The 20061-nt window shown below is 71.4% G+C and carries 18 protein-coding genes and 1 pseudogene; 11 read left to right on the top strand and 8 right to left on the bottom strand.

Going from position 1 to position 20061, the window contains the following annotated elements; translation table 11 throughout:
- Positions 1 to 85: 85 nt before the first annotated feature.
- Together HZS56_RS03420 and HZS56_RS03415 are read right to left on the bottom strand one after the other, a co-directional pair.
- Entirely contained in the window at positions 86 to 1099 is a 1014-nt protein-coding gene (locus HZS56_RS03420) for a GNAT family N-acetyltransferase (RefSeq protein ID WP_253913681.1), read from the bottom strand.
- 220 nt (positions 1100 to 1319) lie between these two features.
- Complete coding sequence (locus tag HZS56_RS03415; protein ID WP_308407980.1) at positions 1320 to 2312, bottom strand: alpha/beta fold hydrolase; 993 nt, start codon at positions 2310 to 2312, stop codon at positions 1320 to 1322.
- 188 nt (positions 2313 to 2500) lie between these two features.
- On the opposite strand from HZS56_RS03415, the pseudogene HZS56_RS03410 reads away from it, so the two are divergent.
- The 3 genes and pseudogenes from HZS56_RS03410 to HZS56_RS03400 all read left to right on the top strand — a co-directional run.
- Positions 2501 to 2632, top strand: a pseudogene (locus HZS56_RS03410) (DNA-binding protein); the annotation flags it as partial.
- Between the two features lie 114 nt (positions 2633 to 2746).
- On the top strand, positions 2747 to 4168 hold the full coding sequence (locus tag HZS56_RS03405; protein WP_216719152.1) for a hypothetical protein: 1422 nt from the start codon (positions 2747 to 2749) through the stop codon (positions 4166 to 4168).
- Between the two features lie 211 nt (positions 4169 to 4379).
- Entirely contained in the window at positions 4380 to 4577 is a 198-nt protein-coding gene (locus HZS56_RS03400) for a hypothetical protein (RefSeq protein ID WP_216719151.1), read from the top strand.
- Between the two features lie 112 nt (positions 4578 to 4689).
- Here HZS56_RS03400 and HZS56_RS03395 read toward each other — a convergent pair whose 3' ends face one another.
- A complete protein-coding gene (locus HZS56_RS03395) occupies positions 4690 to 5103 on the bottom strand; it encodes an ATP-binding protein (RefSeq protein WP_216719150.1) in 414 nt (137 codons plus the stop codon).
- Between the two features lie 261 nt (positions 5104 to 5364).
- On the opposite strand from HZS56_RS03395, the gene HZS56_RS03390 reads away from it, so the two are divergent.
- From HZS56_RS03390 to HZS56_RS03380, 3 genes are read left to right on the top strand one after another with little or no spacing between them, the layout of a single operon-like run.
- A complete protein-coding gene (locus tag HZS56_RS03390) occupies positions 5365 to 6210 on the top strand; it encodes a helix-turn-helix domain-containing protein (protein ID WP_216719240.1) in 846 nt (281 codons plus the stop codon).
- 9 nt (positions 6211 to 6219) lie between these two features.
- The gene (locus HZS56_RS03385) at positions 6220 to 6411 is read left to right on the top strand and encodes a hypothetical protein (RefSeq protein WP_216719149.1); all 192 of its coding nucleotides are present in this window, start codon (positions 6220 to 6222) and stop codon (positions 6409 to 6411) included.
- Between the two features lie 25 nt (positions 6412 to 6436).
- Positions 6437 to 7117: a haloacid dehalogenase type II gene (locus HZS56_RS03380; RefSeq protein ID WP_308407979.1), complete on the top strand. Its 681-nt coding sequence runs from the start codon at positions 6437 to 6439 to the stop codon at positions 7115 to 7117.
- Positions 7118 to 7168: 51 nt separating this feature from the next.
- Here HZS56_RS03380 and HZS56_RS03375 read toward each other — a convergent pair whose 3' ends face one another.
- From HZS56_RS03375 to HZS56_RS03365, 3 genes are all read right to left on the bottom strand, one after another.
- On the bottom strand, positions 7169 to 8008 hold the full coding sequence (locus HZS56_RS03375) for an HpcH/HpaI aldolase/citrate lyase family protein (RefSeq protein WP_216719147.1): 840 nt from the start codon (positions 8006 to 8008) through the stop codon (positions 7169 to 7171).
- A complete protein-coding gene (locus HZS56_RS03370) occupies positions 8005 to 9438 on the bottom strand; it encodes an MFS transporter (protein ID WP_216719146.1) in 1434 nt (477 codons plus the stop codon). The genes HZS56_RS03375 and HZS56_RS03370 overlap by 4 nt, the downstream gene beginning before the upstream one ends.
- 265 nt (positions 9439 to 9703) lie before the next feature.
- Positions 9704 to 10444, bottom strand: a complete 741-nt coding sequence (locus HZS56_RS03365) for a FadR/GntR family transcriptional regulator (RefSeq protein WP_216719145.1) — start codon at positions 10442 to 10444, stop codon at positions 9704 to 9706.
- Positions 10445 to 10694: 250 nt separating this feature from the next.
- On the opposite strand from HZS56_RS03365, the gene HZS56_RS03360 reads away from it, so the two are divergent.
- From HZS56_RS03360 to HZS56_RS03345, 4 genes are all read left to right on the top strand, one after another.
- Positions 10695 to 11261 carry a MaoC family dehydratase gene (locus HZS56_RS03360; protein WP_216719144.1) on the top strand — a complete coding sequence of 189 codons (567 nt, stop codon included), beginning with the start codon at positions 10695 to 10697 and terminating at the stop codon, positions 11259 to 11261.
- Complete coding sequence (locus tag HZS56_RS03355) at positions 11258 to 12481, top strand: CaiB/BaiF CoA transferase family protein (protein ID WP_216719143.1); 1224 nt, start codon at positions 11258 to 11260, stop codon at positions 12479 to 12481. The genes HZS56_RS03360 and HZS56_RS03355 overlap by 4 nt, the downstream gene beginning before the upstream one ends.
- Before the next feature lie 90 nt (positions 12482 to 12571).
- Positions 12572 to 13735 carry an acyl-CoA dehydrogenase family protein gene (locus HZS56_RS03350; RefSeq protein WP_308407978.1) on the top strand — a complete coding sequence of 388 codons (1164 nt, stop codon included), beginning with the start codon at positions 12572 to 12574 and terminating at the stop codon, positions 13733 to 13735.
- A complete protein-coding gene (locus HZS56_RS03345) occupies positions 13732 to 15168 on the top strand; it encodes an MmgE/PrpD family protein (RefSeq protein WP_216719142.1) in 1437 nt (478 codons plus the stop codon). The genes HZS56_RS03350 and HZS56_RS03345 overlap by 4 nt, the downstream gene beginning before the upstream one ends.
- Before the next feature lie 154 nt (positions 15169 to 15322).
- On the opposite strand, the gene HZS56_RS03340 is transcribed toward HZS56_RS03345, so the two are convergent.
- Together HZS56_RS03340 and HZS56_RS03335 are read right to left on the bottom strand one after the other, a co-directional pair.
- Positions 15323 to 16243, bottom strand: a complete 921-nt coding sequence (locus HZS56_RS03340; protein WP_216719141.1) for a D-alanyl-D-alanine carboxypeptidase family protein — start codon at positions 16241 to 16243, stop codon at positions 15323 to 15325.
- 233 nt (positions 16244 to 16476) lie between these two features.
- Positions 16477 to 18417: an FAD-dependent oxidoreductase gene (locus tag HZS56_RS03335; protein WP_216719140.1), complete on the bottom strand. Its 1941-nt coding sequence runs from the start codon at positions 18415 to 18417 to the stop codon at positions 16477 to 16479.
- A gap of 269 nt (positions 18418 to 18686) precedes the next feature.
- Here HZS56_RS03335 and HZS56_RS03330 point away from each other — a divergent pair, with 269 nt between their 5' ends.
- On the top strand, positions 18687 to 19913 hold the full coding sequence (locus HZS56_RS03330) for a SchA/CurD-like domain-containing protein (protein ID WP_216719139.1): 1227 nt from the start codon (positions 18687 to 18689) through the stop codon (positions 19911 to 19913).
- Positions 19914 to 20061: the final 148 nt, after the last annotated feature.

The following is a 20061-nucleotide window of genomic DNA, read 5'->3' as shown; positions in this document are numbered from 1 at the left end:
GGGGTCTTCGCGTGTGTGTAGGCGGGCACCGCCCGAAGGACGGTGTCCTCTGTCGCCGGTCAAGAGGAAGTCAGTCGTCGATCCGTCAGAAGGGCAGGCCCCGCAGGTCCACGCTGGTTGTTGGATGCGGCAGGCCGGCCAGGTCGTAGATCACGGTGGTCAGTGGGGACCTCCGTTCGCCGTCGGGCTGTTGGACGGTGACGGGAACGGAGAGCCGGCTCCATCCCAGCTGCGTGTAGAGGGGCGTCAGGTCCGGGTGGCACTGAAGGATCATCGTCTCGGCGCCGGCCGCTCGTGCGTGTTCGACCGCCACGCTGATCACTGTCCGGGCGATGCCCTGGTTTCGATGGTCGGGGTGCATCAGTACACCGCCCAGTCCTGCGGCGCGGCGCGGCGATCCGTCGAAGGTCATGTCCCGCAGCAGCCATCCCGTGGAAGCCACCGGCCGGCCCTCGGAGACAGCGGTGAGAGTGTGCTGCTTGTCAGCCCGCATCAGGCCGGGCCCATCGGCCCCGGAGGGGTCGGGCAGTCCATCGCGGAGTGCGGCTCTGTCATCCGGAGAACCGGGGCCCGGCGCATAGATCAGCTGAAGGCCCGCACGATCGTCGTCCACCACGTGCTCCGCGGCGGCTGGGGTAAATCGGTAGCGCAGACAATTCAGGCCACTGGACTGGACAGTCCCGTCTTCCTGGGCGCCCAGGCGGCGTAGCAGCGCGATCGAGGACCTGTTGCCGGGCAGGACGAACGCGAAAACGGCGGGGAGCGAGAGGCGGCGAAACGCGAGGTCCAGGCACGCACCGCCCGCCTCGCCGGCGATCCCGCGGCCCTGGGCCCGTGGGTGCAGGGCGAAACCGAGATCGACTCCATGCTGGGGCCGATTCCGCAGCCCCACCCGGCCGAGAAACGCGTGCGTTGCGGCGTCCCTGACCGCGAAGTCGCCGTATCCGTGTCTGGTCCAGTGGGCGACGTGGTCGTCGCACATGGTCTTGGCTGCAGATCTGCTGTCCGCCCGGCCGGTCGCAAGCCATCGCATGACGCTGTCCTGACTGACCACTGCCTCGAAGAGATCGTCGCTGTCCTCGCGCCTGATCGGCTCCATCACAAGCCTCTGGGTGCGTAAAACGGGTCCGTTCAACCGGCCACTCGGCAGCTCCTCTCGACCAGGGAATGAGGGAAAGTTTGCGCTCGGGGAGTTCGCTCCGGCCGGGTTCGCAGTGCAGTGCGGGATGGCCGGACCGGTGCCGCGGTGGCCGTCGTCGGCGATGAGGGTGGCGCGGCCGCTGGCGTCTTTCGTGCCGGAGGTCTGCAGGACGGCACACCTAGCTCCCCTGCCCCGCGAGTGTGTCCAGGACGTCCGCGACCGGGGTGGGATCCAGAGGGCCGACGTGTGACGCCTCGGGGAAGTCGTGCACGCGGAAGCTGTTGCCGGGTGTGGATGCGTCGGCTTCCGCGATCATTCTGTCCTGGAGCGCGGTGGCGATCGTACGGTCCCTGCCGAAACGCAGGTACGTGCGGGGAACGCGTCCCCAGCTGCCGGCCTGGCCGACCGCTCGGCCCGCATAGGCGGCGACGGGCTCGTCGGTCTGCATGCCGGCCAGTATCCGGCGGAAGTCGGCGTCGGGGTAGTCCGCGCAGATCATTTCCTTCAGGAGGGCCAACTCACCGTCGACACCCGTACGAAAGTTCAGCCGCAGCACCCCGAGCCGGTCCGGGTCGCCCACTGTCAGCTCCACGGGGCTGACGGCGTTCGCGTTCTCGGGTGCCGCCGTGCAGGCGTCCGCCGTGGGCAGGACGCGGCTGGGGCAGAAGGCCGCCATATAGCAGATGTGGTGAAGCAGGTGCGGGACGGCGTCGCCGACGCGGCTGACCGACACGCCACCCAGGCTGTGCCCGACCAGCACCACCGGGCCGTTCCGTGCCGCCTGCCGCACGATGCCCGTGACGCGTGCCTCGTAGTCGTCCAGCCCGAGGCCCTTCAGCGGGGAGGGCTCGACCGCCATCGCCGTGAGGTCCTGCCGCTGGTACGACTCGGCCACGAAAGCCTCCGCGCCGTGCCCCGGCTGGTCCACCATGACGACGCGGTGGCCACGCAGGACCAGTTCCCGCGCAATCGGCATCCAGAACGCGCCGGCGCTGTGGGTACCGTGCACCAGTACGTACGTTGCGCTCCCGCGCCCCGGGGCCGCCACCGCCCGCGAGGTTCCGAGCCCGGTGGCCAGCGTCAGGCCTCCCACTGCGAGTCCCAGCCCACGCAGTGCTGTCCGCCGGGTGGCGCCTTCTCGCTCTTCGTTCGTGTCATTTCTCATGAACACAACGCTATGAACGGCCCGTTCGGCTCACCAGCGGTCCAGCACCCCCGCAGGGGGTGGCCCCAGCCCCCCTCTGCCGGTGCAGCTCACAGAGTCCGCTTCGCGTGCCGTGAACGCGTTCACGACGCGGGTGATCGAGGCCAAGGAGGGCTGTCGGGGCGACTGCCTCCACTAGGAGGATGAGAGGTAGGAACAAGTACGCCATCGACGCCATACTCGGCGCCACCGCCCTCGCCGCCACTGGCCCGGCTACGGTTCTCACCTCGGACCCCGAGGATCTGACCGCCCTCTGCGGCGCCCGCCTCACCGTCGTCAAGGTCTGAAGACCGACGCTCGCCTGTGCTGCCGATCCCCTTCTGTGCCTCCCGCCACAGGACGCCACCGCCGAGTCATTCGGATCTGCGTCCGGGCCGTAACCGTCGGGATAGGGTCCGGGCGTGGCCTTCTTAGTGACTCTGAGCTCGGACGAACTCGACGCCAATCAGGAGAAGTTCCGAATTGAACAGCGCCTGACCAAGTCCCGCCCCAGAAGCCTGAATATCGACGCAGCCCTCGACGGTCCACCCATCGTGCTCCTGATCGGCGAGGCCCCCTCCCGGTCCGGACGCGACCGGTCGCGTTGGCTCTCATGGTTAGGCATCGTGGCTCGTCACGGCACCGTGGGGGCCGTCGACAAGAGCATTACCGTCGATCCACTCCGCGAGTGCCTGGAAACTGTTCCGCTCGACGGCCCCGACGGCATACTCAACGACATACCGGCGCCTCTCCGACAAGAGTTCGACCGCGCTTCACTGCTGGGCACAGTCGGTGTATGCAGCAATGCTGTATGGCAATCGTTGGAGAGTTCACTACGCTCGGGGTGGCCCAGGCTCGGCCCTCTTCTTGACTGGCTGATGGCCCAAGCCAACCCGCCTGTCTTCGGAAACAGCCCTGCCGACCAGTCGTGGCAGGAGCAGCGCGACGCGACAGGCAGTCTGCTGCGCATCGCGGATTTTCCGCTCTCCGCACTTGCCGCTTGGCAGCGCCCTCCGTCAGAAGACGCCCCGTACACCGCCGGGTTGATTCCGCACCCCGTGGAGCACAGCCTCATCGACCACGACGTCCGTGTCGCCGGCGAGGCGTTCGGAATGTTCAGCGAATGGCAGCAGGGCAACACGGTCCGCTGCGACATTCACGTACTCCGCGACGCATCAGGACGGCGGCTCGAGGTCGTCAACGTCAACGCCACGCCCGTGGAATCACGCCTCGGCACTGACATGATCTACTACCACGAGCCAACCAAGAGCTTCGTTTTCGTTCAGTACAAGCGACTCGATCCGGTCACCCGCTCGATCTACGTGGACGCACGTCTGAGAAGCCAGCTCGACCGTCTCGAAGAAACAGCCGCGCTGAGCGCTCCTCCGGCACAGCCGAGCGAATGGCGTCTGAGTAGTGACCCGTGCTTTGTGAAGCTCGCCTATTGGCCGGAGAGCGCAGACCCGCGCCCGGCTCACGGAATGGCCCGAGGCATGTATCTGCCTGTCTCGTACATCCGACTCCTGCTCGAGGACGACTGCACACGCGGGAAACGAGCGAACAGCACCGCGCGGATGCTCGGGTACGAGCAGGTCGAACGTCACCTCACTGGGACGCAGTTCATCGACTTGGTCAAGCACGGGCTGGCCGGAACCGTCGGAACGACCAGGGAGCAGCTGCATGCCTTGGTGAAGCGGCGTGTCAACGCCGGTCACAGCGTTGTCGTGGCGACGGAATCCAGCGAAGAGTCAGTGCGCGCTCGTCAGGCACGTACACGCGACCGGGGCGCCAAGCGGAGGATGTACCTTCACCACACCTACAAGCAGGATTCGCCGGACAGCTGACAGCCCACCCCGCCACTCCTGTGCCCTCCGCATCGGTGGACTGGAGTGAGTCCAGGTGGTCTGCAGTGGAGCCTTCGCAGGGGCCGCCAGCTTTTGAAGGTCGCTCCGGCGTGCTCGCCCCGGATCGGAACGCCGGTCGCGGGGCCGACGCCCTGGAGCGGCTCCGGTGGGGGCGGTTCACGGCGCGGCGGCAGGAGGTGACGGTTTCGACGTGGGAACGGGACTGGGGTTCATGGTGTCGGGGCGGACGGGTGGTTTCCCGGCCGTCATCTCGGGCGTCTCTCGTTGGGAGCCGGAGTTCCGGGCGCGGGTCGAGGCGGCCGTGGAGAAGGTGACGGCGTCGGCGAAGGTGCGGCTGTTCTGCGCCGACGTCGATCTGGAGAGGGCCCTGGAGGAGGGCACGCTCTGACGAGGCCGCCGCGGGGCAGACGGCTTCGCGGCACGCCGACAGCGTTCTTGCGCCGGCCGCCCGTCGAGGGGCCGGTCTTCCCGCCTCTCCCTCCCGCCGCCGCTCCGCCGCGTCAACCTCCCTGAGGGAGGGAGAGACCCGCGATGACCGACGTTCCGCGGGCCGGGCGGGGTCGGACGGTCCAGGCGGTGGCGAGGCTGTCGACGAGGAGGAGGCCTCGGCCGCCCTCGCCGTCGGCGTCCGGGTGGGCCGGTACGGGTTTGCCGGTGCCGGGGTCGGAGACGGCGACCCAGTAGTGGCCGTCGGCCGGCCAGAGGACGAGTTCGATGAGGTTCTCGTCCTGCGGGCGGGTTCCGTGGCGGATCGCGTTGGTGACCAGCTCCGATGTCAGGAGCCGGAGGTCGTCGCCCAGGTGGGGACGGAGCACGTGCGGCAGTGACTCGGCGACGGCGTGCCGGGCCCGGCCCACGGAGGCGGGGTGGGCGGGGAAGCGCCAGTGGGCGGGGATGTGGGGGATCTCAGGCACGGTGAACTCCGTTGGTGTCGTGAGAGGTTCGAAGTCGCCGGTGGCCTGCCGCCCTGGTCGCGCGCACACCTGTCCCAGGGCGGACGGGCATGCTCGCGCGGTGCGCTTCCGGCGTTGCGGTGTGTGACTTGTGCGCGACTCAACGCTAGCGGCCGGCATGGCATGGCGCCATAACTTCAGTGGCAAATTGCCACTATGGAGTTGGACCGGGCTTCCGAAGCGGGGCAGACTGGCGGGCCGGACAGAGAGGACAGCGTGTCGATGCGAAGGGCACCCACCGAACGCCAACAGCGACTCGGCTCTGAACTGCGCAAACTTCGCCTCGCAGCAGGTGCGAGCACGCAGTACGCGGCGGGCCTGCTGGGCCTGGACCGCGCCAAAGTCTCGAACATGGAGGCAGGCACTCGGATCACGAGCCCTGAGCGAGTGCGGACTCTGGCCAGCAACTATGACTGCTCCGGTGGTGCTTACGTCGAGGCCCTGGCGGCCATGGCCAGTGAAACGGAGACCGGTTGGTGGGAGCAGTACCGCGGCACCTTGCCGTCCGGGCTGCTCGACATTGCCGAACTGGAGTGGCACGCCAAACGCCTGATCACCGGGCAGATCGTGCATCTGCCGGGCCTCCTGCACACCGAGGAGTACGCTCGCGCGGTGTTCGACGCCGGACTGCCGCCCATGTCCCGTTTCGAGGTCGAGCTGCGCGTGAAGCATCGGATGGATCGGCAGCGGGTTCTTGACGAGCCGGTATGCCTTCCCTACATCGGGTACATCCACGAGGCGGCGCTGCGGATGCAGTTCGGCGGGCGTGAGGTCACCCGGAAGCAACTCGAGCACCTACAGGTCATGTCCGAGCGTGACCACATCACTCTGCGGATCATCCCCGCCGGTTCCGACGGCTTCCCTGGAGCGGGGCACGCCATCCTGTATGCCGAAGGCCCTGTACCGCAGCTCGATACGGTCCAGTTGGATTCCACGCACGGTCCCGAGTTCCTTCACGCCGAAGCTCAACTTGCCAAGTTCCGTGCCCATCTCGACTGGATGGATGCCCACTCTCTGAGCACCGGAGAATCCCGGACGCTCATCCACTCCGTCGCCCGCGAACTCTGAGGAGCCCTCATGCCTGCCATCACGTGGGAAACCCCCTTCTGCGCAGAAGGCAACAACTGCTTCCGTCTGGGCACCGACGCCGACGGCAACGGTTACATAGCCGTCCGCGGTCAGGAGGAGCGCTACCTCACCGACTCGCTCGAAGCCCTGCGCACCCTGATCACCGACATCAAGGCCGGAAAGGCCGACCACCTGCTGTAGATCGCCTGAGACCGCGGAGGATGCCGTGTCTGCCGGCCGGAGCGCGCCCGTTCTTGTGTTTGACGTCAATGAGACGTTGAGTGACATGGAGCCGCTGGGGAAGCGGTTCGAGGAAGTGGGGGCTCCGGCTCGGCTGGCCCGGCTCTGGTTTGCCGGGGTGCTTCGCGACGGGTTCGCCCTGACCGCCGCCGGGGCTTTCGCCGAGTTCTCCGCGGTGGCGTCCGAGGGCGTCAAGGTGGTGCTCGCCGAGGTGCCGGAGTGGTCCGGTGATGTCGATGCGGCGGCGCGGCACGTGGTGGAGGGGGTGCAGGAGTTGGGGGTGCATGCCGATGTTCCCGACGGTGTCCGCGCGCTGCACGAGAAGGGGTTCCGGCTGGTGACCATGACCAACGGGGCCTCCGAGACTACCGAGGGGCTGCTCGGGCGCGCCGGGCTTCTGGACTTCTTCGAGGCGCACCTGGACGTGCGGGGGCCGCGGATGTGGAAGCCGGCCCGGGGTGCCTACCAGTACGCGGTGGAGCAGATGGGTGTGCGGCCTGAGGAGGCCGTGCTGGTCGCGGTTCATCCTTGGGACGTCGACGGGGCGCGGCGTGCCGGGCTCGGTGGGGCGTGGCTGCGTCGGGGGAGGGCGGGTTATCCGGAGGTCGTGCTGCCCCCGACGCACACGGCCGGGTCTCTTGTGGAGCTGGCGCGCGTCCTGACGTAGGCCGGTCGGCCTCAGGACGTTGAACCTGCCACACGGCGTACGGCCGGCGGCCTACTCGGCCTGCTTGAGGATGCGTTGTGCCTGCTGGAGGCGGGGAAGGTCCATGATCTCGCCGTCCAGGCGGACCGCGCCGCCGGCCGAGCGGCGGGCCGCCTCGACCGCCCGGTGGGCCCAGGCCAGCTCCGCCTCGGTGGGCAGGAAGGCGCGGTGGATGCCGGGGAGCTGGCGCGGGTGCAGGGCGAGTTTGCCGCCGAAGCCCAGGTCGCGGCTGCGGCGGGCCTCGCGCTCGGTGAGTTCCTCGTCGTCCAGGGCGAGGGTGACGCCGTCGACGGGGGCGGCGAGTCCGGCGGCTCGGGAGGCGTTGACGAGCGCGCTGCGGGCGTAGAGCAGCTCGTCCTCGGCGGGTGGGTGCGGGGTGGCCGCGATGTCGTGGGCGTAGTCCACGCTGCCGAAGACGAGCCGGGCCACGCCTTCGCAGTCGGCGACGCTGTCCGCGTCGCGTACTCCGCGTGCCGATTCGATCAGGGGGAGGAGGGCGGTGCCGGGGGGCAGGGACGCGGCCGTGGCCTCGCTCGTGTTCGCGTCGGCCTTGGGGAGGAGTACGGCGGTGGGGGCGCGGTTCGACTCGTGGGCGGCGGTCAGGGCTGCCAGGTCCGCCTCGTACCAGTCGGTGCCGGGGGCGTTGATGCGTACGGCGGTGCCGGGCAGACCCGGCCAGGCGAAGGCGGACGCGCGGGCCGTCGCCTTGTCGTCGGGGCCGACCGCGTCCTCCAGGTCGACGACGACCAGGTCGGCGCCGGCAGCGGCGGCCTTCTCGTAGCGGTCGGGGCGGGAGCCCGGGACGAAGAGGATGCTGCGCGCCGTGGTCACGGGGGAGGTTGGGTCCGTCACTGTGTGCTCCTCCTGGGTGTGGGCGTCCGGGACGGGTCCGCGGGCGGTGGGTCGTCCGCGCCGATGTCGTCCAGGGCCCTGTTCGTCGTGCGTTCGCCGAGGACCACCAGGACCAGGCCCATCAGCAGGGCCGTCACCGCCAGGTAGACGAAGACGGACGTGAAGCCGAACGCGGTGTAGATCCAGCTGACGGTGACTCCGCCGACCACGCCCGCGAGGCGGCCGAAGCCCGTGGCGATGCCGGCGCCGAGGCCGCGCAGCGGGGTGGGGAAGACCTCGGGGATGTACGTGTACTGCACGGCGACGCCGCACTGGAGCAGCATCGTGGCGAGGAAGCCGGTGAGGACCAGGGCGGCGCCGCCGTCGACCAGGCCGAAGGCCAGCAGGAGGACGGCCACCACGGACTCGATGACCAGGAGCAGCAGGCGGCGGTCGAAGCGGTCGATGAACGGCATCGCGAGGAGGGCGCCGGGGACGGCGGCCGCCGCGAGCCACGAGGTGACGTTGAGGCTCTCGGACTGGGTGTAGCCGTTCTCCACGAGGAGGGTGGGGAGCCAGGAGTTGAACCCGTAGAAGCACAGGATGAGGAAGATCGAGACGAGGGACGTGGCGATCAGCCTGCGGCGGTTGCGGCCCGTGAGGAGGTCGGCGAGGCGGGCCCGCGGGACGGGGGCGGTCTCCAGGGGCGGGGGCAGGTCCGTGCCGGTGCGGGCCACGGCCTCCTTCTCCAGGCGTTCGACGAGGGCGAGTGCCTCCTCCTCGCGCCCGTGGGCGACGTGCCAGCGGACGGATTCCGGCAGGGTCCGGGCGGCGACGATCACGCCGAACAGGCCCAGTGCGCCGACGACGAACACCCAGCGCCAGCTCTCCGTGCTGAGCGGGATGACCAGCCGGGACACCCAGGCGGCGACGGGTACGCCGACGAAGCCGAGGACCAGGATCCAGGACTGGTAGCGGCCGCGCAGCGCTCGCGGGTACATCTCGCTGACCCACACCAGGAGCACCCCGGTCATCGCCTGGAGGCCGACGCCGGTGAGGAAGCGGGTGACGCCCATCTGCCAGGCGTTGAAGGAGAGGGCGGAGAGGAGGGAGAAGGCTGAGTAGAAGACGACCGCGCCGAGCAGGACGCGGCGGCGGCCGAAGCGGTCGGAGAGGCGGCCGCCCAGGATGGCGCCGAGGAACATGCCGGCGAAGCCGACGGAGGTGACGACGCCGACCGTGTCGAGCGAGAGGCCCCACTGCTCGCGGAGCCGGGGGGCGACGTAGGCGAAGGTGTTCAGGTCGATCAGGTCGAAGCTGAAGAGGAAGCCGAGCAGCACGGCCCACCTGCGGTGCGACCTGGTGGCCACGGGGATGCGGTCCAGCCGGGCGGTCGCCGACGCGGTGTGCGCGGCTCCTGACCGGGGCTCGCCGTTGGTTGTCGTTGTCATGGTGTCTGCCTCGCACGGTCGTTGGCGGGCTCGTGGCGGCTGGAGCCGGACGGCTCACCTCCGCGCGGCGCGTCGCAGGGCCGACGGCGGGGCCGGGAAGGGCACAGGCGTCGGCGGCGTACGGCTTGCATCCCGCGGACGTGTGCCGCGGGTCACGACTGCCGGAACACTAAAGGTCAAACATTTCCATGAGCAATACCCGTGCAGCATGCAGTTGGACGGAGGGCCGTCCCGAGGGTGCTACTCGCCCTCGGGACGGCCCGCGTCACTCGCTCTCGGGGCGGCCCGCGTCGACCTGCGTGACGTCGATGCGCGTGTAGGTGTCCCGCAGCGCCGCGAGGTGCAGGCGCATCGCGCGGCCGGCGGCGTCGGCGCGGCCCGCGCGTACGTGTTCGAGGATCTCGGCGTGCTCGTCGGCGACGGTGCGCCAGAAGGACGCGTCGGCGCGTTCCCGCAGGAAGCGCTCGCGCAGCACCGTGAAGACCGGCTTGGTGATCATGTCGAGGAGCGGGTTGCCGGCGGCCCGCAGCAGGAGTACGTGGAAGTTGCTGTTCGCGCTCCACCGGGCACCCTCGGGGGTGTCCTCGCCGCCCACCTGCACGATCGAGGCGGCGAGGCGCTCCAGGTCGGCCTCGCTGCGGCGGCGCGCGGCGAGGCCGGCGGCCGGGACCTCCAGCATGGCGCGCACCTCCAGGAGCTGCGAGACCGAGACCCTGCCGCGGCTGAGCAGGCCGAGCGAGGCGCTCAGGTACTCGGAGACGTCCTCGGGAGAGGGCTCGGCGACGAACGTGCCGCCGTTCACGCCGCGGGTCGTGGTCAGCAGTTTCTGGGAGGAGAGCACCCGCAGCGCCTCCCGGAGGGTGCCGCGGCTGATCTCCATCCGGGTGGTCAGCTCGCCCTCGGACGGCAACCGCTCGCCGGGCAGCAGCTCACCACTGAGGATCATGTCGCGCAGGATCTCGGCGACCCGTTCGTAACCGAGCTGGGGGCGTCCACTTGGCTGCATGCCCTGCACGCTACCGGGCTCCCGCACCCGCACGGCCCGGTGGACCGGGCAGGGATGTGCGGGAGACCCACGTTGGACCTCTTGACGGGCTAAATGTTTGACATTTAGCGTCCCCGGCATACCGCCTCCGCCCCGAGCCGGAGGCGCCGCCCGTTCGCGGCGGAGGGGCCGCGCGTTCGCGGCGGAGGGGCCGCCCGTTCGCGGCGGAGGAGCCGCGCGTTCGCGGCGGAGGTCGACAAGGAGCTGGGACATGAGCATCAAGCCCGGATGGCAGGGCCGGTACTACGAGGACTTCACCGTCGGGGACGTCTACCAGCACCCCCTGGGACGTACCGTGAACGAGGCCGACAACACCTGGTTCACGCTGCTGACCATGAACACCAACCAGGCGCACTTCAACGAACAGGTGGGCGCCGGTTCGGAGTTCGGCAAGCCGTTGGTCGTCTCCACGCTCACGCTGGCCATCGCGGTCGGCCAGAGCGTCATCGACGTCACCCAGAACGCCTTCGCCAACCTCGGCCTGGACGACGTGAAGTTCACCCACCCCGTCTTCGCCGGGGACACGCTCTGGACGGAGTCGGTGGTGCTCGCCCTGCGCGAGTCCGGCTCCCGGCCCTCGGCGGGCATCGTCACCGTGCACTCGCGGATGCTGAACCAGGACGGCGAGGAGGTACTGAGCTTCAAGCGCTCGTTCTTCGTGCACAAGCGCGGGGCGGCCGGTGCCGAGTCGCGCTTCCCCGTGGCCAGGAAGCCGCTGCCCGTACCGGCGGAGGCAGCCGGTGGGACGGTCGCGGCCGGCGGCGGGAGCGGGGAGTGAAGCCGCTGGAGGACGTCCGGATCGTCTCGCTGGAGCAGTACGGCGCCGGTCCGTTCGGCTCGCTGCACCTGGCGGCGCTGGGCGCCGAGATCATCAAGATCGAGGACCCGCGCTCGGACGGCGACGTCGGCCGCTACGTGCCGCCCTTCAACGAGGGCCGCGACTCGCTGTTCTTCGAGTCCTTCAACCGGAACAAGTCCTCCGTCGTGCTCGACATCCGCAGCCCCGCGGGGCGCGAGGTCTTCGAGGACCTGGTGCGTTCCGCCGACGCCGTGTACTCCAACCTGCGCGGCGACGTCCCCGCCAAACTGGGCATCCGCTACGAGGACCTGGCCGGGATCAACCCCGCGATCGTGTGCTGCTCGCTCACCGGCTTCGGCATGGACGGGCCGCGCAGCGGGCAGCCCGGCTACGACTACGTGCTCCAGGCGCTGGCGGGCTGGATGTCGGTCACCGGCGAGCCCGGCGGGCCGCCCCAGAAGTCCGGCCTGTCGCTGGTCGACTACAGCGGCGGCATGGTCGCGGCCCTGGCACTGACGGCCGGCGTGCACGCCGCACGCCGCGACGGCGTCGGCATGGACTGCGACGTGAGCCTGTACGACACCGCGATCGGCATGCTCACCTACGTCGGCACCTGGCAGATGAACGAGGGGTGGGAGCCGCAGCGCACCGCGCACTCCGCGCACCCCTCGCTGGTGCCGTTCCAGGCGTTCGAGGCGAAGGACGGCTGGCTGGTGATCGGCTGCGCCAAGGAGAAGTTCTGGCAGCGGCTCACCGAGGTCGTCGGACGCCCCGAGCTGGCCGCCGACCCGCGCTTCGCCACCTTCACCGACCGCGGGGTGCACAAGGACGAGCTGATCCCGCTCCTGGAGGAGGTGCTGCTGACGCGGACGGTGGCCGAGTGGCTGGAGCCGATGCAGGCCGCGTCCGTGCCGTGCGCCCCGATCAACGACGTGCACGAGGCGCTCACCGACCCGCACACCCTGGCCCGCGGCATGATCGTGCACACCGACCACCCGCGCTACGGGCGGATGGCGTCGGTCGCCTCGCCGGTACGGGTCGGTACCCCGCCGTCCCCCGACGAGCACCGCAGGGCCCCGCTCTACGGCGAGCACACCGAGTCCGTACTGCGCTCCCTCGGCTACGACGACGCGCGCATCGCGGACGCCCGCGGGCGCGGCGCGTTCGGCGACGGGCCCGGAGACGCCGGGTCCGCGTGACCGCCCCGCAGGACCGGCCCGCAGGACCGGCCCCGCGCTGACGGCACCCGCACCACCCCCTCCCCCACTCGCACACCCCCGGAGAGCGCCGTGGACTTCCAGCTCAGCCCCGAACAGCAGATGTACCGCCAGACCCTGCGCGACTTCGTCGAACGGGAGATCGTCCCCGTCGCCCGGGAGTACGAGCACGCGGGTCGCTACCCGACCGAGATCGTCAGGACGATGAAGGACCTGGGCCTCTTCGGCCTCGTGATCCCCGAGGAGTACGGCGGGCTCGGCGCCGACACCGTGTCGTTCGCGCTGACCTTCGAGGAGATCTCGCGGGGCTGGATGGGCGTGGCCGGCATCCTCGGCAGTCACTCGGTGTCCTGCTGGATGATCAACCGGCACGGCACCGAGGAGCAGAAGCGGGCGCTGCTGCCGAAGCTGGCCGCCGGTGAACTCCGTACCGGCATCGCGCTCACCGAACCCGGCGCGGGCACCGACCTCCAGGGCATCCGCACCACCGCCCGGCGCGACGGCGACCACTACGTCGTCAACGGCGCCAAGATGTGGATCACCAACGCGCGGTACGCCAATCCGCTGCCCGTGCTGGTCAAGACCGACCCCACTGCGTCACCCGCGCACAAGGGCATGTCGGTGCTGCTCGTGGACACCGGGTCGCCCGGCTTCGAGGTGACCAAGGACATCGGCAAGCTCGGCTACAAGGGCACGGAGTCCTGCGAGGTCGTGCTGACCGACGTACGGGTGCCGGTCTCCGCGCTGCTGGGCGGCGTGGAGGGGCGCGGCCTGCAGCAGGCGCTGTCCTCGCTGGAGACCGGACGCATCAACATCGCGTCGCGCTCGGTCGGGGTGGCACAGCGGGCCTACGACGAGGCGCTGTCGTACGCCCGGGAGCGGGAGGCGTTCCAGCAGCCGATCGGCGACTTCCAGGCGGTGCAGCTGCGGCTCGCGGAGATCGCCACCCAGTTGCAGGCGGCGCGGCTGCTGACGTACTGGGCGGCGTCGCAGATGGACGCGGGGCGGCGGATGGACACCGAGTCGGGCATGGCGAAGATCTTCGCGTCCGAGACGGCGATCCGCTGTGCGACCGACTCGATGCGCATCCACGGCGGTTACGGCTACTCCACGGAGTTCGAGATCGAACGCCTCTACCGGGACGCCCCGTTGATGGCGATCGGCGAGGGCACCAACGACGTGCTGCGCACGGTGGTCGCCAAGTCGCTGCTGGCGGGGAAGGCGGTGGTCGCGTGACGGCCCGGGAGCAGCAGATCGGGCTGGCGCAGCGTGTGGGCCGCTTCGCCGCAGGGCTCACCCTGGAGGACATCCCGGAGGAGGTGGCGGAGCGGGCCCGGCATCTCGTCCTCGACGCCGTGGGGCTGGCGTTCGTCTCGGCCGACCGGGACTTCGCCGAGGCGGCCGCGGTCGCCCTCGGTCCGGACTCGCCGACGGGCTCGGCGGGCGCCGGGGACTCCCCCGTGCTGGGCCGCCCGGAGCGGCTGGAGGCGAGGGACGCCGCCGTACTCAACGGCGTCCTCGTGCACGGCCTCGACTTCGACGACACCCACATCGCCGCCGTCACCCACGTCACAGCGAGCGCCCTGCCCGCCGCGCTGGCCGCCGCCGTGCGGGCCGACCGGGGCGGCGACGAACTGCTCGCCGCGTACGTGCTCGGGGTGGAGGTCGCCGCGAGGGTCGGTCTCGGCGGCGCCGGTCACTTCCACGACAGCGGCTACCACCCCACCGCGGTGGCGGGCGCGTTCGGCGCGGCGACCGTGGCCGCCAGGCTCGCCGGTCTCGACGCGGACGGCATCGCGGCCGCGCAGGGCATCGTCGGCTCCATGGCGGCGGGGCTCCTGGAGTTCCTGGAGGACGGGTCGTGGACGAAGCGGCTGCACCCGGGGTGGGCGGCGATGTCCGGGCTGACGGCGGCGTCCTTCGCGCGGGTGGGCTGGTCCGGGCCGCCCGCGGTGTACGAGGGCCGCTTCGGTCTCTACCGGACCCATCTGCAGACGGCGGAACGCCCGGCGCGGCCCGAGGCGGTCGCCGAAGGACTCGGCGACGTGTGGGAGTTGACGCGTACGGCGGTGAAGCCGTACGCCTCCTGCCACTTCACGCACCCGTTCGTCGACGCGGCGCTGCTCCTGCGGCGGAAGGGCGCCGACCCGGCCCGGATCACCCGGGTGACGGCCGGCATCCACCCCGTGCCGGGCAAGGTGATCGCCGAGCCGCTCGGCGCCAAGCGCGCCCCGGTCAGCGAGTACGACGCGAAGTTCAGCCTGCCGTTCACGGTGGCCGCGGCGCTCGTACGGGACCGCTTCGGGCTCGCCGAGCTGAGCACGCAGGCGCGCGAGGACGCGGAGATCCTGGAACTGGCCCGCCGGGTCGAGGTCACCGACGATGCCGAGAGTGCCTTCCCCGGCGCCTACTCCGGCGTGCTGACCGTGGAGTTGGACGACGGACGGGTCCTCACCCACCGCGAGCAGGTCAACCGCGGCCACGACACCCGGCCGCTCACCAACGCCGACGTCGTCACCAAGTTCCGGGAGAACATGGCCGCCCGCGCGGACGCCGACGACGCGGTGACGGCACGCGTCGAGTCGGCGGTGCTCGGGCTCGGCAAGGGGGGTGACCGGTCCCTGACGGCCCGGGAGTTCGCCGAGGCCTGTTCGTCGGCTCCGCGCTGACGGGTCGGGGTCTGGTACTGCCGGCGGGGGCCTGGGACTGACGGCTCGGGCCTGGGACGGCTCGGGTCCCGGGAGGGCCGGAGTGACCTCCGCTCGACGACGTGTGGGCCCCCACCGCCTTTCGGGTGGGGGCCCACTGGTGCCGCTTGTCCGGTCAGTCGCGCTCGGCGCCCGCCGGCAGCTTGCGGAGCTTCATGGTGGCGGCGTCGTCGGCGCCGAAGCCGTAGTCCAGGAGCTTCGCGGCGTCCTGGTAGCGGTCGTCGCTGTTCATCACGGCGCCGGTGACGGTCTTGCCGTCCCGCTCGGCCGCGAAGACCAGGCACGGGCCCGCCTTGGTCGTCGTACCGGTCTTGACGCCGATGGCGCCGTCGTAGGAACCGAGGAGCTGGTTGGTGTTGTACCAGGTGTAGTAGCGGGTGTTGCCGTTGGCCGCCGGGGCGTCGGCCTCGTACGTCGGTGTCTTGACGACGTCGGCGAAGGTCGGGTTCTCCATCGCGTGCAGGGCCAGGGTCGCCAGGTCCCGCGCCGAGCTGGTGTCGTCGCCTATGCCGTCGAAGGTCTCGAACGTCGAGTTGTCGAGGCCGAGTTCCTTCGCCTCGGCGTTCATGTCGCCGACGAAGGACTGCACGCGCTCCGCCCTGGTCGCGCCCTCTCCGAACGTGTCGACGAGGGCGTAGGCGGCGTCGGCGCCCGAGGGCAGGAGGACGGCGTACAGGAGCTGCTCCACCGTCAGCTTGTCACCGGTCTGCAGGTCCGCGGTGCTCGCCCCGTTCTCGGTGACGTAGTCGCGGTAGGCCTGGTCGACGGTGATCTGGCGGTCGAGGTCGAGGTCGGGCTGGTCGAGCACCACGGTCGCGGTCATGATCTTCGCGGTGCTGGCCGTGAAGGCGTCCGAGGTCTCGCTCTTGCCGAACAGGGTTTCGCCGTTCTCGTCCAGCAGTACCGCACTCTGTGCGGCCACTTCCGGTGCGGGCGCCTGGGTGGCGGCCGATGCGGCGACTGGGCTTGCGGTCAGCAGGGCTCCGCCGATAGCGGCGACGACAGCCGCGCGCTTGGGCTGAGTTGCGACAGCCATGTAGGCAACTCCGTATCTGGGGTTATGGGGGGATGGCGGCGCTCGACGTGCCGTCGGCGCCTGGGCACCGGGCCGTTGCACCACCTGTCGGCACACTGCATCTGCCGATCATGGTGAGCGTAACGTCCCTTCCGGCCCGGCCACACAGCGGCCCCTACCCCGGAGTTGATGAAGTAGCCGTCCTAGGACGGCACTTGGGCCCGCGGCCGGTGCGGCGCGCGGGCCCGTTGCCGTCAGGCGCGGGGCATTGCCAGTACCGTGCCCACCACCTGGCGCAGCATCGCCTCGGGGTCCGGGGCGGGGCCCGGCGAGCGCCAGGCAACGAAGCCGTCGGGGCGGACGAGGACCGCGCCGTCGCGGGAGACGCCGTGGGACCTCGCCCAGTCGGTGTCCTCGTCGTCCGGGACCAGGTCGGCCTCCGGGGTCGCGCCGACGCGGTACGACTTCAGCGGCACCCTCAGCCCGGCCGCCACGCGGGCCGCCGCCTCGTGCCATCCGGTCGCGCGGCCCGCGTCGCTGAGGAGGACGAGGGAGTCCTCGTAGAGGTCCAGGGCGGAGACACGGGCGTCGCCCCGGCGGAGCCAGAGGTGGGGGGACCTGCTGCCGGGGGCGCCGGTGAGGTCGAGTCCCTCCGGGACGACCGGGGTCGCGGGGTCCGCGCCGACCACGGCGCCCTGGGGGTAGCGGTAGCCGAGGGCGACGTTGAGGATGCCGCGCTGGGGGCCGCCGCCGGGGGCGTTCGTGCTGCCGGGTGCCCCTCCTGAGGCGCCGGGGTCTCCGGGGGTCCCGGGTGCCCCGGGGCCTCTGGATCCGCGGCTGCCGGGTCCGCGGCTGCCGGGTGCCGATCCGGGGGTGCCTGGGCCTGAGCCGTTGCCCGGTCCGCCGAGGGCTGAGCCGTTGCCCGGTCCGCCGAGGGCTGGGCCGTTGCCCGGGCCGCCCTCCGGGGCTCCCGGCCCGTCCGGTCCGCCCGGTCCGCCCGGTCCGCCCGGTCCGCCGCCCATGGTCGGTGGTGGGGCGAAGCCCGGGTGGCTGTGTTCGACCGAGCGGTGGGCCGCGCGGGCGCTGGTGGCCTCCGCGACCGGGCGGCGTTCCGTGTCGTAGGTGTCCAGCAGGGCCTCGCCCGCCCAGCCCTCCAGGACGGCGGCCAGTTTCCAGGCGAGGTTGTGGGCGTCCTGGATACCGGTGTTGGAGCCGAAGGCCCCGGTCGGGGACATCTCGTGGGCCGAGTCGCCCGCCAGCAGGACGCGGCCCGAGCGGTAGCTGCGGGCCACGCGCTGGGCGGCGTGCCAGGGCGCCTTGCCGGTGATCTCGACGTCGAGGTCCGGGTCGCCGACGGCGCGGCGGATGTGGGCGGCGCAGCGCTCGTCGGTGAAGTCCTCGACGGTCTCGCCCTGTTCGGGGTGCCAGGGGGCGTGGAAGACCCAGTTCTCGCGGTTGTCCACGGGGAGGAGGGCGCCGTCGGCGTCCTCGTCCGTCAGGTAGCAGACGATGAAGCGGCGGTCGCCCACGACGTCGGCGAGGCGGCGGCTGCGGAAGGTGACGCTGACGTTGTGGAAGAGGTCGCCGGGGCCGCTCTGGCCGATGCCGAGCTGCTCGCGGACGGGGCTGCGGGGCCCGTCGGCGGCGACCAGGTAGTCCGCGCGAATGGTGGTGTGCTCGCCGGTCTCCCGGCTCTTCACGATCGCCGTGACGCCGTCGGTGTCGGCCTCGAAGGACAGCAGTTCGGTGCCGAAGCGCAGGTCGCCGCCGAGGTTCACGGCGTGGGTGAGGAGTTCGGGCTCCAGGTCGTTCTGGCTGCACAGGCACCACGAGCTGGGGCTGAAGCGGGCCAGTGAGCCGCCCGGGTCGATCTGCCTGAACAGCCACTCCCCCGCGTCGCCGGCCAGGGTGGGCGTCTGCAGGATGCCGTGGTTGTCGGCCAGGGTGGCGGCGGCCCGGCGGATGTCCGGCTCGGTGCCGGCCACCCGGAAGATCTCCATGGTGCGGACGTTGTTGCCGCGTCCGCGGGGGTGGATGGAGGTGCCGGCGTGGCGCTCCACCAGGGTGTGCCGGACGCCCAGCCGCCCCAGGAACACCGAGGTCGACAGGCCCACCAGGGACCCGCCGACGACCAGGACCGGGACGCGGTGGACGCCGGGGGCCGCCCCGCCGGACCGATCGGCTCTTTCTGTCATGGCTGTTCGTCCTCCATTGCGGCAGTGGGACAGACGTGGGTGGCAGACGTCCCCGAACGCTGTGGGCCGGGGGCTTCATGCATGCCCCGTACGGTCCGGCCGGGCCCGCCGCGGCGCAGGCTTCACCCGCTTAACCCTCCTGGTTCGCGGACCCCGCCCACACGGCCCACGATCGTGGTTACGCGACCGTCGCACCCACGCCGGCCCGGCGCGCGCCGCGGCGATCGCCCCAGTCCACGAGGAAGTTCCCCTGAGAAGAGGTGGGCCGGATGACGGTCTCTCCCGTCGTGACGGCGGATGCCCTGACCACGGACGCGACCGGCACCAGTGCGGCGCCGGCCGACGTGGCGGCGGACGCGGGCGGCGTGTCGATATCCGCGTTCGACGGATCCCGTGTGCGGGTCGTCCTGATGCTGGACGTCCACGACGGCATGCAGCAGGAGTTCCTGGACGCGTACGAGCGCATCCGCGACCGGGTCGCCGCCGTCCCGGGACACGTCAGCGACCAGCTGTGCCAGTCCCTGGAGAACCCCACCCAGTGGCTGCTGACCAGCGAGTGGGAGAGTGCGGCGCCCTTCCTGGCCTGGGTCAACAGCGACGAGCACCTGGACACCGTCGAGCCGTTGCAGGACTGCGTCCGCGACACCCGCTCGCTGCGCTACAGCGTGCTGCGCGAGACCGACGGCGCGCAGCCCGCGCCCGGTGAGCCGCGCTCCGCGCCCCGTGTCGGCGGCAACGTCGTACGGCACGCCCTGACCTTCACCGTGCGGCCCGGAAGCGAGCCCGAGGTGGCCCGGCTGCTGTCGGAGTACGTGTCGCCCGAGGCCCACGTGGACGGGGCCACGCGGCTGCTGCGCACCTCGCTCTTCCTGCACGGCAACCGGGTCGTGCGCGCCGTGGAGGTGCGGGGCGACCTGCAGACCGCGCTGCGCCACGTGGCCCGGCAGCCCGGGGTGCGGGCCGTCGAGGAGGCCCTGGACCCGTACGTGGAGCAGGAGCGGGACCTTCGTGACCCGCGGTCGGCCCGGCGCTTCTTCACCCGGGCCGCCATGCCGGCCGTCCACCACGTCGCCGCCGCCGTCGAGGGCGAGGGCACCGGGCGCGACTCCCGCCGAGAGGCCGGCCGCGCCGGCGGTTCCGGGCAGCGGCTCGGGCTGTTCTACCCGGTCCGCTCCGGTGCCGGGCCCGAGCTGGCCCGGCTGCTGGCCCGCCAGGACGCCTCGGCCGCGCGGACGCCGGACAGTCCGGTGTCGGCCGCCACCGTCTTCCACCGCGACGACCTCGTCGTACGCCTCGTCGACGTGGACGGGGACCCCGGGGACGCGCCCGGCTTCGTGCTGGGTCTGCACGGCGACGGGGCCGCCCGGGCCGAGCGGCTCCTCGACACCGCGGCCGTCGGCGTCGGCGGGCCGCTGACCGGGGCCGACGCCCTGGCCCGGCTGCTCGACGCGGCGCGCATGACGCCGCTGACCGACCGGCGTTCGGCCGGTTCCTGAGCCACACGGCCGCCGCACGGCCCGCTGGCCCCACGTACGAAACACCGCGCACCCCTCGCGCGAACCGGCCGGGCCCGCCGGCGCGCCCGCCGTCCGCGTGTCCCTTCACCCCACGTCTCCCCTCCTCCCCCACCACACACAGCCCTCC

It is taken from the genome of Streptomyces mayonensis (assembly GCF_018982965.1).
Lineage (GTDB): Bacteria > Actinomycetota > Actinomycetes > Streptomycetales > Streptomycetaceae > Streptomyces > Streptomyces mayonensis.
The sequence above is the reverse complement of the archived record's forward strand: the minus strand, read 5'-3'. Positions and strand labels throughout refer to the sequence as shown.